Annotated in this window: 8 protein-coding genes and 1 pseudogene; 5 read left to right on the top strand and 4 right to left on the bottom strand. The window is 44.0% G+C overall.

All coding sequences use genetic code 11. From position 1 onward, the window contains the following. Positions 1 to 222 precede the first annotated feature (222 nt). From V7K50_RS28990 to V7K50_RS29000, 3 genes are all read left to right on the top strand, one after another. A complete protein-coding gene (locus tag V7K50_RS28990; protein ID WP_334966206.1) occupies positions 223 to 1377 on the top strand; it encodes a KamA family radical SAM protein in 1155 nt (384 codons plus the stop codon). 118 nt (positions 1378 to 1495) lie between these two features. Beyond that, entirely contained in the window at positions 1496 to 1891 is a 396-nt protein-coding gene (locus tag V7K50_RS28995) for an SET domain-containing protein (RefSeq protein WP_334966208.1), read from the top strand. Between the two features lie 320 nt (positions 1892 to 2211). Continuing rightward, entirely contained in the window at positions 2212 to 3240 is a 1029-nt protein-coding gene (locus V7K50_RS29000; RefSeq protein ID WP_334966210.1) for a D-alanine--D-alanine ligase family protein, read from the top strand. 176 nt (positions 3241 to 3416) lie between these two features. Here V7K50_RS29000 and V7K50_RS29005 read toward each other — a convergent pair whose 3' ends face one another. Then, positions 3417 to 4793 carry an MATE family efflux transporter gene (locus V7K50_RS29005; RefSeq protein ID WP_334966212.1) on the bottom strand — a complete coding sequence of 459 codons (1377 nt, stop codon included), beginning with the start codon at positions 4791 to 4793 and terminating at the stop codon, positions 3417 to 3419. 396 nt (positions 4794 to 5189) lie between these two features. Continuing rightward, entirely contained in the window at positions 5190 to 7385 is a 2196-nt protein-coding gene (locus V7K50_RS29010) for a lytic transglycosylase domain-containing protein (RefSeq protein WP_334966214.1), read from the bottom strand. A gap of 250 nt (positions 7386 to 7635) precedes the next feature. On the opposite strand from V7K50_RS29010, the gene V7K50_RS29015 reads away from it, so the two are divergent. Continuing rightward, positions 7636 to 8409 carry an AIM24 family protein gene (locus V7K50_RS29015; RefSeq protein ID WP_334966216.1) on the top strand — a complete coding sequence of 258 codons (774 nt, stop codon included), beginning with the start codon at positions 7636 to 7638 and terminating at the stop codon, positions 8407 to 8409. Positions 8410 to 8427: 18 nt separating this feature from the next. Here the strand turns inward: V7K50_RS29015 and V7K50_RS29020 are convergent. Beyond that, positions 8428 to 10989, bottom strand: a pseudogene (locus V7K50_RS29020) (beta strand repeat-containing protein); the annotation flags it as partial. Between the two features lie 112 nt (positions 10990 to 11101). Further along, a complete protein-coding gene (locus V7K50_RS29025; protein ID WP_334966220.1) occupies positions 11102 to 12457 on the bottom strand; it encodes a DUF3370 domain-containing protein in 1356 nt (451 codons plus the stop codon). Positions 12458 to 12616: 159 nt separating this feature from the next. On the opposite strand from V7K50_RS29025, the gene V7K50_RS29030 reads away from it, so the two are divergent. Continuing rightward, positions 12617 to 13666 (top strand): BMP family protein, encoded by a 1050-nt coding sequence (locus tag V7K50_RS29030; protein WP_334966222.1) that lies wholly within the window; start codon positions 12617 to 12619, stop codon positions 13664 to 13666.

Below are 13666 nucleotides of genomic sequence, written 5' to 3' on the forward strand. Positions count from 1 at the left end.
GTATACTGGCGACAAGCCGAAGAAACCTCTACGCCTTTCTGGAGTTTAGTGGCGGAATAAAATTTAGATTTCGGTTTTTCACCTGCATCAAAAAATAACCTGTCAAAAATGCCCCAAACATATTCTGAGTATAGATTGTGACGAGGGCGATCACAGGACTGATGATAAATGCGGGATAGGCTGTGATTGGTTTATTATTCTCAGGTTAATTTAGTTCTAATCATGCTCAAAAACACTACTTTAGATCCTCTAGTAACCGATGTTCGGTGTGAAGAAATTTGTCAGATTTTGGGAGAGACTTACAATCAAGAACGCTGGAACGATTGGCGCTGGCAAATGCGGCATCGGTTAACTAAGCTGGAACACTTTCAGAAGTTATTAAGGCTTAGTGCTACCGAAGAACAGGGACTTTTAATCGCACCAGAGAAGTTTGCTGTAGCCGTAACCCCATATTTTGCATCACTACTTGATCCAGAAGATCCCTTTTGCCCACTACGGTTACAAGTGATTCCACGGGAAGAAGAACTAATAGTTAGTACAGCAGACATGGTAGATCCATGCGGCGAAGATCATGACACTCCAGTACCAGGACTCGTACACCGCTACCCCGATCGCGTGTTACTCCTTGCCCTAGATACTTGCGCTGCTTATTGTCGTTACTGCACCCGCTCTCGTTTGGTGAGCCAAGGTGAGATGTACCCAGTAACACGGCGGTTGGATGCGATCGCCGCTTACCTGGAGGAACACACGGAGATCCGTGATGTGCTAATTTCCGGTGGTGATCCTCTATTGATGGCTGATGAACCTTTAGACAACTTGCTTGGGCGGCTACGTGCCATTAAGCATATTGAATTTATCCGAATTGGTTCTCGCGTGCCGAGTTTTTTACCCCAGCGAATTACACCAGAACTGGTTGCTTTGCTGCGTAAACATCGGGTGTGGCTGTCTTTGCACTTTTGTCATGTGCGGGAACTTACCCCAGAAGTAGCACAAGCTTGCGATCGCCTAGCTGATGGGGGGATTCCTTTAGGCAGTCAAACTGTGCTATTAAAAGGTGTAAATGATTCGGAAAAAGCCCTGAAGGATCTGTTTCACGGTCTTCTCAAGCTGCGGGTGCGACCTTATTATCTTTACCAATGCGACCCAGTTGTTGGCACCGCACATCTGCGAACAAGTGTTCAAACTGGGCTTGATTTAATTTCTAAATTGCGTGGTCATACCACTGGCTACGCTGTACCAACCTATGTGATTGATGCCCCTGGCGGTGGTGGCAAAGTCCCAATTCAAGCCGAGACTCTACTTGCTTATGAGAAGGGCACAGCGACAGTGCAAAATTGGGCAGGTAAGACATACACTTATGTAGATCCAGTGGAGTAGAGGTAACACTATATATTTGTATACGAGTTGATCGCCATCATCTAAAAGAGCCAGTTGGAATGATTCTTTTAGATTATGGCAAACCAAAAAACTGAGTAATTGCCGGAGATTAGTTGAAATGTTGATTGTTGGTAATACAAACATAAAAGGTCGAGGTATCTTCGCACAGAAGCGCTTTTTGAAAGGAGAACTGATTGAGAAAGCGCCAGTTGTTGTTATACCCGCAGAACAGGTTGAATTGCTAGATAAAACAACTTTGGGTAACTATTACTACGATTGGGAAGATAAAGCGGCGGCGATCGCTTTCGGTTTAGTGTCCCTGATTAATCATTCTTACTATCCCAATACTTACTATGTGAAAAAATTCGCTGAAGGAGAAGTGGAATATATTGCCTACCGAGATATAGAAGCGGGAGAAGAAATGACTGCCAACTACAACGGTTCTCCTGAAGATAAATCTCCTATATGGTTTGATGTTGTTGATGAGCTATCTTCGACTCCATTAAGGATTTAGTAATCGGAATTCCTCAATTAGGGGCTTCCAAATAAAAAAACATCCCAAAACTGACGCAAAAATCCTCTCTACTTCTCTTCTCTCTGTGTTCTCTGCGCGGCAGTCGCTCATGGGGGAAACCACGCCAGATGCTCCACTTGGGGAGACCCCAAGACCGCACTGGCTCCCCAAGACCGCGCTGCCTTGCCTCTGTGGTAGCCTTCGGCAAGCCCTTCGGTCTACGTTTCTTTGGATAATTTATTTCTTGGAAATCCCTTAAGACACCTAATTTAGACATTCAAGCTAACAGCAAAAGCTTTCTCACTGGGAATTATCGGGCTATGGGGTTATTAATTGGTCTGTGTTATGACCTGAAGGCAGACTACCTAAAGGCTGGTTTTAGTGCCTCTGAGGTAATGGAGTTCGACGACGAAGAAACTATCATCGGGTTGGAAGATGCACTATTTCAGTTAGGTCATCAGGTTGAACGTGTGGGCAATGGTAGAGAACTTGCTCTGCGTTTGGTAAAGAGCGATCGCTGGGATCTGGTTTTCAATATTGCTGAGGGTTTGAAGGGTCGCTCTCGTGAAGCCCAAGTCCCGGCGGTTTGCGAATTATTCGCTCAACCTTACACCTTTTCCGATCCGCTTACCTGCGCTTTAACCCTCGACAAGGCACTTGCTAAAAGAGTAATGCGCGATCGCGGTTTGCCTACAGCTCCCTTTGAAGTGGTGAGTACTACCGCCGAAGCCGCAGCCGTATCGCTGCCAATGCCCCTTTTTCTCAAACCTGTGGCGGAAGGCAGTTCTAAAGGGGTAACAGGGCGTTCTCTTGTCAAAGAACGCAAAGAGCTAGTAAATACTTATCAATTGTTAAGCGAACTTTTTCAGCAACCCATACTGGTAGAAACCTTTCTTCCCGGTAGAGAAGTAACAGTGGGCATTGTTGGCAACGGCAGCAAATCACGGGTAGTAGGTGTGATGGAAGTAATTTTTACAGACCAAGCAGAAACCTCCGCCTATACTACCCTCAACAAAGATGAGTATCTAGAACGGGTATCTTATCGTTTGGTCATAGATCCCGAACCACTGGCAGCACAGGCAAGGCAACTGGCGCTGGATGCCTACCATACTCTTGGTTGCCGTGACGCTGCCCGCGTGGATCTGCGCTGTGATGCTTGCGGTGTGTTGCAGTTTCTGGAGGTTAACCCATTGCCAGGGCTACACCATATCCGCTCAGACTTGCCAATTATGGGACGTTTGGGTGGTGTGACATATACAGAAATCATTGCTGAAATAGTCGAGTCTGCATGGCAAAGGTACAAATTTGGAACTAGGGACTGGGGATTGGGGATTAGGGACTTGTACTGAGTTTCGACTACGCTCAACTACCGCGACTTGTGCCGAGCCTGTCCTGAGCGTAGCCGTTCGCGCAGCGTCTCCGATAGGAGAAGGGCGAAGCCGAGGTAAGCCGAAGTATTGGGGACTGGGAAGATACAGCAGATTGCGAGTTGGTGAGGTACAAATGTTCAAGTTTTTAGAGATGTTCAACCAGACTCAATCTCAGAAGTCAAAAGATAAAAACGCCCAGTTAAAAGCACTGCACCCATGAGTAGCCCTAATACTAAACCCAACCATAAACCTATAGCACCCCAGCCTAAAGGGAATGCCATCAGATAGCCCCCACCTAGACCTACTCCCCAGTACGCAAACATAGTGATTAACGTTGGTATTTGGGTATCCTTCAACCCGATCAAAGCACCAGCAGCAATAGTCTGAATAGAATAAAATATCTGGACTATTGCCCCCACAGCTAGAAAAGAAATTGCCGTTTTAACTATCTCGATATTATCTAGATTGCTGGTATCTAAAAACATTGCCACAATATACTTTGGAAACAGCCAAAAAATTAGTGCCACAATGCTCACAATGGGAGTAACAAGGGCAATGCAGACAAATCCCGCTCTGCTTGCACCCTTGAGATCATTTTGTCCCCTCAACTGTCCTACTCTCATGGTGACAGCATAGGAAATACCTATAGAAACTGTTTCGACAAAACTTTCTGTCTCGACGGTAATTTCATGTGCTGCTAATGTCTCTGTTCCAAACCACCCCATCATTAAAGCAGTGGCAGTGAATACTCCAATTTCTGCTCCATACTGCAACCCCAAAAACCATCCAGTTTGGAAGATATCTACAAACATCTCCCGATCGAATTTATATAAAGCGCTATTAAGTTCGTATTCTTTAAAGTAGTTATCGAAGCAAATCCAACTGGCGGCGGCGATAAAATTCAGCCAAAAGATGAGTGTGCTTCCCCAACCGATACCGGCTAAACCCAGGGCTGGTAAACCAAATTTGCCGAACATTAACACGTAATTAGCAGCCGCATTTAATAATAGTCCTGACACCGTAATTACTGTTAGGAATTGGGGGCGATTGAGGGCAGAGGTAACTTCTTTTAAGATACAAAAACCGAGTGCGGCCGGAAAAGCCCAAACAATAGATCGCAAATAGGTTTGAGCCAATAATACATTGCTTTGTTCTTGACCCGTCAGCAGCAAGATATAGTCAAAGTGCCAAATGATAAACATCACAGGTAAGCACATTGTCACAGCTAACCAAATTCCTTGACAGGTAGCACGGCTAACTTGGTCTATTTTTCCTGCACCAAAAGCAGTTGCGACACTCACACCCGCAGCTGAAAGAATAGAACGACAAACGGAAGCTAGGGTAGAAAAGGCAACAGCCCCTAAAGCACCCGCAGCTAAAGCTTGGCTGTTAAGTAAGCCCATCATCACCCCATCTAATAAAGGAATGCCCGCTTCTAATATTTGAGTAATTACTAAAGGAACTGCCAATTGCAGGCAGGCTTGGACTTCTAATATCAGTTCTGATTTAAATTCTTTTGAAGTTAACTCCATTGGGCAGAAAAATTAAGGAGGGTGCGAAAAAAGTAACAATTAATATATTAAGATATATTAACCCTTACAACTGCGAGTAATTTCAGTTATTAGCGATCGCTTCACCCTCTCAACAGAAACAGGACTTAGGCAAACAATAGCCCAAACCCTGATTTTTGAGTAGGGGCAATTCATGAATTGCCCCTAACGCGCGTAGTTTTGCGATGCCCCATCTTGACCTTAGCTAAACACACATCACTAAGCTAATCGGCATTAAAGTTGCATCATTAGGGCGGGCAAGACTTCGGCGTGAGCGCTCAGTCGAACGCTGCCCACCCCACAAGATATTGAGAAAATTTTAATATGCAATTTAGATGTGTTTTAGCTTATGAGTTGTGAACTTTGAATTTTGAATTGTTAACGCGCCGGCAGCTGTGGGTGTGTAGTCGAGTACTTGGCGACGATGCCAGAAATCTCCGGGTTGTAAAGTCTCAAATAATTCCAGTAGTTGCCAAATACTTGCCGCACATAATTTTTGGTTTCATCAAAGGGAATTTCTTCAACAAACTCATCTGGATCTTGTGTAGTTTGAGTTTGCAGCCATTTGGAGACATTGCCGGGGCCAGCATTGTAACTGGCGATCGCTAGCAGGGAGTTATTGTTATATTGCTGATGGGTATGATCCAAATACCATGTACCCAACATGATGTTATCGTTGGGATTTTCTAAGTTTATGGTTTTAATGTCCACCTTGATTTGTGGGGCAATCCATTGAGCTGTACTCGGCAACAGTTGCATTAAACCAGTAGCGTTAGCAACAGATTTGATTTTTGGTTCAAACCGTGACTCCTGACGAATTAAGGCAGTGACTAACAAAGGATTGAGTTTACGCTCAGTAGACCACTTTTCAATCTCCCGAAGATAGGGAAATGGATAACGGGCTTGCCAGTAGGTGATTTGTTTGCTGAGAGTCTGATATTGGGCAAGTTCTGCTGGTGTTTCCCGATCTTCCAACTTAGAAATTTTGTCAATTCCGATGAGATTTTCTCCCTTAGCCTGCCGGATCAACCCTTCGGTAAATTGCTCTGTTACCGTTGGCTGAATTTTGTTCTGAAATTCTGTTTGCCATTGTAACCAAGCATCGCGGTCTTGACCCAGCAGATATAATTCTTTAAAAGTATCAGAACCAGCAGGCGGTAATGGACGCTGGGGTGCGATTACTTCCGGGTTCATGACGCGCACATTGTCAAAGTTGCCGACATTTAGCCCCAACATGGTCGCGGCTCGCCATGCATAGTAAGAGTAGGGAAACTGTTTAATCACATACTCATAAGCAGTTTGAGATTCCTGGTGTTTGCCTAGTGAAGCTGCCCATTTCCCAACCCAAAAGCCTGCTCTTGGAGCCAAAATACTGTTGGGGTTGTTGGTAACAATTGGTTCTGCCCATTGCCAAGCACCGACATAATCTTTAGCTTTGGCTTTATCTTGGGCGACTTTCCAGCGATACTCTGCCGCATCGTCAGAATTTCCGTACTTGGCTATCAGTAATTGCCACGTTTCGCTTGCTGACTTTTGGCTATTCGTGGCCTGGAGAGTTTTGGCTTTTTGTGCCAGTGCCGTACCAGCTTGTTTGGGAAATTTACTAATTACCTGCTCAAGATAGGGTAAGCCATCTTTAGGAGTTTTTGCCATTTCTGCTAACCGCAGTAGAGCATTTCCAGTATCTTCGGTATTGGGAAATTGCTGCACCAATTGTTTATAGGTGGCGATAGCTTTTTCTTTATCTTTACCCCCGATCTGTAACCCTCGTGCGGTACGGTAGAGGTTACGGGATGTTTTTGGTGCTTGGGTATAAGCATTGGCCGCTTTGAGAAATTGACTATTTTCCCAATAGCTTGTACCAATTAGTTCCCAGTCTTCGGGTTTGAGGTTAGGCTGTTTTACTAGCTGATCCAAAACGCCCACTATGCCTGGTTGATCGTAAGCATATTTAGCCAAAATCAATTGTAATTTTGGCTGATTGGGATTTTCTTGCAAGCGTTTGCGAATAATTTCCCAAGTTAGAGGATTGGAGGGAAATTGAGCGATCGCTATTTCTTGTTGCTTTGGTTGGGCAATCAGATATAACGCTTTCACGCTGGCCGCTTCTTTGGGATACTGTTTCAGCACGCTTTGCCTGAGATCCGAGGCTTTGCCATCTTCGCCCAGCATATCCTCTGCCTGGGCTTGTTTCAGCAAAATATAGGGCGCGAGAATGGGATAGTCTTTCTCTAGTCCGTCCAGTAAAACCAGGGCTTTTTTCCCTTGGGTTCTTTCAACGTAATCACTTGCCAAAAGATAACGAGCGCGATTCCGGTCTGGCGAAGGAGGCTGCCCAGCGATCGCTGCTAGTTTTTCCGCCCGTTCTGGCAGCGATTGTGAAATCAGTGGAAAGACGGCTGATTGGGCAATAGTAGCATCAGATGGTTGCTGTGCCTGATTCTTACCCAGTTTGAGCCATTGCCCAACGGTTTTACCAATCTCTGGTGCTGATACCATTGCCCCAGCTAAAAAGGCAAACAGTGCTGCACCCGCAATTATCGAAATTTGCTTTTTCTGTAGTTTCTTCACCATGAATACCTGCTGAAAAGTTCCGGTGAATTTCTTGAAACTCTAGCATTCCTAACCATCAGTGTGACCAAATTTTAATTTTAGATTTTTAATTTTATGTAGAAAAATACTAATTTTCAATCCTACGATTGGCAGTATTGAGTAATTAGCACATATTAGATGCTATTACATCTATCTTGGGTATATCATAAATGCAATTCGTTCCCACCGTTTGTTAAGTCAAAACCCAGTCCCTAATCCCCAGTACCTTACTATGTCTGACTTCAGCAGCGAACCGATACCAGAATTGAGAAATCCCCAACAAACCTTTCATTCCGGTGACTTAAGTTTAAGAATCGAAGGAGAAGTAGTACCTGTAGTAGATGTCCATCTGGGACAACAGCAATCAATTTACTTTGAGCATCATATTCTCCTGTGGAAACACCCCAATGTTCGCCTCGGTGTCAAAGGTTTAAAAGGGGCAGCCAAGCGTTTCTTTGCCGGACTGCAAATTTTTATCAGTGAAGCACACGGCCCAGGGAATATTGCTTTCTCCCGTGAGGCTCCAGGACAGATTGTGGTGCTGCAATTAGAGCGAGGACAGACAGTGGATGTGCGCGAACATCAGTTTTTGCTAGCTACCAGCAATGTTGAGTACAGTTTCTTTTTCCAGCGAGGACTAGCGAACCTCTTTTTCAGCCGCAGTGGTGGGTTATTCATCGATCGCTTCATTGGTCAGCAACAAGGGGGGCTGCTTCTAATTCATGGTTACGGCAATGTTTTTGAAAAGCACCTCGCTGCTGGAGAGGTGTTGGATGTAGAACCAGGGGCATGGTTGTGGAAAGACTCATCAGTGAAGATGGAGACGGTAACGGCGCTGCAATCTAGTGGTGGCATCTTCGGAGCAATTGGGGTGATGCTTGGTGGCATTTCATTTACTCTTAACCGGTTTATTGGCCCTGGTCGCTTAGGGTTGCAGTCTATGACTTATCACCCTCCTGCATCTGAGGGTGCAACTCAAGTCGGTGGCAGTGTTAATATCGGGTAAGCTACCCGCTAATCAAGGTTAAACAAGCACAAAATTGTTTTTGGTTAGTGACGATCCAGGAGATAATTGTGCAAATTGTACCTGAGTAAAGGCGATCGCACTACCATCTTGGTCAAAGAACAATGCCCCTGTAACATCGTTGTAAATAAATCGCTGAGTGCTAGTGGTTGCAGATACTCCGATGGCAAACTGACTTGTATTAAGTGAACCTGGTGATAATCCCCCACCAAAACCAGCAACTGATACTTGAATCAGTTCATTAGTAGTGCTGAAATCATCAAGTCTATCAATGCCTTCATTGAAACTATTAAAAGCAAAGGTATCAGTACCACCACCACCATTGAGGGTATCATTACCGTTGGCACCTGTTAGGATGTCATCGTATTGTGTACCTGTGATATCTAATCGTTCGATATTCTTGTAGCTAATCCGATTCGTGCCATCTGTAATTGAGCCTTGGTTAGTGGTGGCATTGAATGTTGTTGTGATTGCATCGCTACCATCGCTGTCATCGACGATCAATAAATCGTCACCTTTGCCCCCATCTATTGTGTCATTGCTATTAAGATACCTACTGGTATATAGGGAAGTCGGCGCGGAATATGCAACGTTTCCTATTATCGTATCGTTGCCATTGCTCCCCACAATATTGTCATCCTCGAATGAACTTGCGATATCTAATCGTTCGATATTCTTGTAGCTAACGCGATTGCTGCCCGCCGTAATTAAGCCAGTATTAGTAGTAGCATCAAAAGTTGAAGTAATTGCCTCGGAATAGGAGCCATAGGACAAGAAATCGTCACCTGCGCCCCCATCTATCGTATCATTGCCCCCATACCCGGAAAGCGTATCATTGCCATTGTTGCCTACAATATTGTCATTGTTGTTTGTACCTCTGATATCTAATCGTTCGATATTCTTGTAGCTAACTACTCTCGTGCCTCCCGTAATTGAGCCAATGTTAGTAGTAGCATTGAATGTCGTTGTGATTCCCTTGTCACCTGAGCTATCCAACCTCAACAAATCATCACCTGCGCCCCCATCTATTGTATCATTCCCATCAACTCCCCCGGAAAGCGTATCATTACCATTATTCCCCACAATCAAGTCATTGTTGGATGTACCAGTGATATCTAATCGTTCGATATTTTTGTAGCTAACCAGTCTCGTACTCGCCGTAATTAAGCCAATGTTAGTAGTAGCATCGAATGTCGTTGTGATTCCCCCGGGATAATAATTATTTTCGTCATTAATCCTCAATAAATCGTCACCAATTCCCCCATCAACCGTATCATTGCCACTATTGCCTAGGTCAAGGGTATCGTTGCCGTTGCTCCCCACAATCAAGTCATCGTACTGTGTACCTGTGATATCTAATCGTTCGATATTCTTGTAGCTAACCTGATTCTTATCTAGGGTAATTGAGCCAACGTTAGTAGTAGGATTGAATCTCGAAATGATTCCCCTGATAGAAGAACTGGGGTTATAGGACAACAAATCGTCACCTTTACCTCCATCTATCGTATCATTGCCATTGTCGGACTCGGAGAACGTATCGTTGCCATCACCCCCATTCAGCAAGTTGTTGCCTTTTGAAAAGTTAACAATCAAGTAATCGTCACCAACACCACCGTTGAGGGTGTTATTGCCATAGGAGTAACGGGTGTCATAGCGTCGGTCGTAGCCGGAGGCAGAGAGAGTATCGTTGCCATCGTCCCCAGAGAGCAGCTGATTGCCTGCTTCTGCTAAATGATCAAAACTCAAAGAACCAACATCTAAGCGATCGCCACCAGCACCACCAAAAAGGGTATCATTCCCCGTACCAGCAAGAAGGGTGTCATTGCCCGTACCACCCCACAACAGGTCGTTACCACTATCACCCTTAAGGTAGTCATCCCCTTCACCACCGTTGAGACTATCATTGCCTGTACCACCGCGCAGCAGGTCGTTACCACTCTTGCCATCGATTTTGTCATTACCCCCCTGACCATTTACCACATCATTTGAGTTGTCAAAACCTGTAATGTTGTTGTCGAGGTCATTGAGGAATGTCACCGTGTTCTTGTTGAACAGGTTAGTTTGAGTGGAGTTGGCATTAAACACATCAAAACTGTCGGTGATGCTGGTTTGTCCATCAAACAGGATATTCCCAATAGCGGGTCGTGAAGAAGTTGCTGGCAGATTATCCAGGTTTTCTAATTTGAAGTTTTGAAGGATGACTTTTGCACCTAACACATCATCTTCAAAGGTGATTTCCAGATTGCTGCCATTCTGAGTCAGCAGCAAATTTTGAGCAGTCAACGTAGCACCTTGGAATTGAATGGTATCCACTTCGGCAATGACTCCTGCTGAGGGAGTTACGCCTTTACCTACGCCACCGAAATCAGTGATAGTATCGGTGTTGCCAAAATTAAACCCGTATAAGTTGTAGACAAATTTATCCTTGCCACCGCCACCAGTCAGAGTGTCGTTGCGAAAATTACCTGTGATAGTATCGTTACCTGCTTTACCATTAATCGTATCCTCGCTGTCAGTGCCTAGTAGGGTATCATTCCCGTTGGTTCCAATGATATTTGCCATAAGTTTTTCCTAGCTGAATTGATATTTTTGACTAGATTAAGTTCTCAAGTTGCAGCAAAAGCCTAAAAGCTGATCATTGTATTTATTGCTGATTTTATTTTTTGAAAGTCTTTTATAAAGTTTGAATTGTTAGCATTTGAGGGGGTGTAGCATCGGGTGGGTAGAGAAAACCCACTTCTACCAGTCGCCGTTGACCAGGAGATATTTTTAATTGAGCAAGGGGTTTTCCCATCTGTCCCTCTTGTTGAACTAAATGCCAATATTGGGTTCTGGGTAAGCCGCCATCGTCCTTGTAGCGAATACGGACTGTACCTCGAAAAAAGACGCCTGGTTCGGGTGGTGAAAAAAAGCGTAGCCCTGGTTTAATTAACTGATCTTCTTTGATAGGTGTTTGGAAAAGCACATTGACAGTTTGCAACTTATCTGTATTATTGATTAATGGTAGAGAAATGTTGTATTCAATGCCGTAGTTGCCGTGAGCTTCGTAAGCAGTACCAGGATAACGGGCTACTAGTTTGGCGGTTTGGTTTTGTCCAGTACCCATTTTCCCTGCTAAAAGGGTACTTAAACCGTAGGAAAAAGCTTGTCCTGATTCGGGAATTGTCAGGTATGAACTATTTGAGTCAGTAAGTTGTGATTGCCAACGAGAGCCAACAGCTACCCCTGCTACCCTACCATAAATTTCTGTTGCCCCTGCAAGCTGATCTGGAGGACTGGGAGCAGGTTCACGGGGACCTGCAAAATCACCATTTTCTAACAAATTCTCCCATTCTTCTAAAGTAGGCGATCGCTCACTACCATCTGCATTGGGTTTGGCAAACATCGCCAGGTTCGCCAGATAAACTGGATTGTCACTATATAAATGCAACAATGTCGAACGTCCATTTAATGGCGGCGTTAAAGTCCGCACTGGAATGGGAAGATTCATTAACATCCGGCTTTGTTTTGCTGGAATTACCAACTGGGTTGGCCATCCTGACTGCTGTTTGACTCGTAGCAAATCATTCATGACGCGATCGCCCGGCCCAGCATAAATATTTCCCGAATTATTTTCCTGCATCGGGGGAAGTTTGATAAAAGGTGCATCAGGTTGACTAACATAACTGGCTGCTTGCAATATATTGACAGTTGCGGTGCGATCGCTTGGATTGTAAACAATCACCCCCAAATAAAGAGTCCGCAAATCATTTGGAGTCTCAATCGCTCTGGCAATATGGTGAGAAAATAAATCAAACCGCCCCTGAAATGGAAAGTTCAGGTGGGCGCTGGGCACTTTTTTGCCTTGAGGAGGAAATGTAGACAGCAGAATCCCTTCACTCTGAACTACTTCGGGGTTATTACTGTTAAATACTGGTACTGTATCAAGATGTCCTGTTAAAGGTCTTGTTTGTTGGGGAATGAAGATTTCTTGTGGTGCAGGTGCAGGCGTTGCTTGAGCCAAAAACAAGTAGGAAATTAAATTAAACATTTATTCAAAAAGCAATTTATCGCTGAAGTTAAGAATACAGCATACCTTCTGCGATCCATGACAAGTTAGAGGATGTTTGCCAAAATTCTGACTAACTGGTAAAATCAGCCACTATGCTAATTTTTACCACAAAAACAACAATATATAGTCAAGTAGTATATGACACTAAATTTTAGCCGGCGTAAATTTGTTTTGTCTAGTTCAGCTACTTTTGCTGGTAGCTTATTGCTGAAAGCATGCAGTAGTAATCAAAGCACGACACCAACAGTTAGTAGTGGTGGGGAAGGTTTTAAAATAGCGATCGCACTCCCCGGAACAATCACTGATAAAGCTTGGAATCAGTCTGGTTACGAAGGCGTAAACTTAGCTAAACAAAAGCTAGGTGCAGAAGTTGCATATCTGGAACAAGTCGCCCAAGCAGATCAAACAGAAGCATTAACAGGCTTTGCCCGCAAGGGTTATAATGTTGTATTCGCCCACGGTGGACAATTTGATGCAGCTATAGAGCAAGTTGCGGCACAATTTCCCAATACATTTTTTGTGGGTGTAAATGGTAATAACAAGGGAGCAAATATTGCCTCTTTGCGAATAGATCATTTGCAAGGTAGTTATTTATGTGGCATTATTGGCGCGGCGATCACTAAATCTAATAAATTAGCTTATATTGCTGGACAAGAATTTCCCGCTACCCAAGAAGAACTACGGGGATTTCAATTAGGAGCAAAATCAGTTAAGCCCAATATTCAAATTACTTCTACATTTATCGGTGATTGGAATGATGTTGCTAAGGCGAAAGAAGCTACACTTGCTTTAATTTCTTCCGGTAATGATGTAATTTATCAATGGTTAGATAGTGCTTCACCCGCAGTTTTACAAGCAGCTAGCGATAAAGGAGTTTATGCTTTTGGAAATACAAAAGATCAGTCAGATTTTGCCCCCAAAGCAGTGTTAACAAGTGCTGTTAAACGATTAGATATAGCAATAGCTTATTTAGCAGAACTCGCAAAACAAAAAAAACTCCAAGGGCAGATATATTCTATAGGTTTAGAAAGAAAAGATATATTATATTTAGGTAAATTTGGGGTAGCAGTGCCGGAAACCGTTAAACAAAATGCTTTGAAAGTGAATCAGGAGATTGTTGATAAAAAAATTATCTTTGAAAATTGTCAGGAAGCTGGTAAAGATACCCGTTGTGTCAAAAAAGCATGA

It is taken from the genome of Nostoc sp. (assembly GCF_036917135.1).
GTDB lineage: Bacteria > Cyanobacteriota > Cyanobacteriia > Cyanobacteriales > Nostocaceae > Nostoc.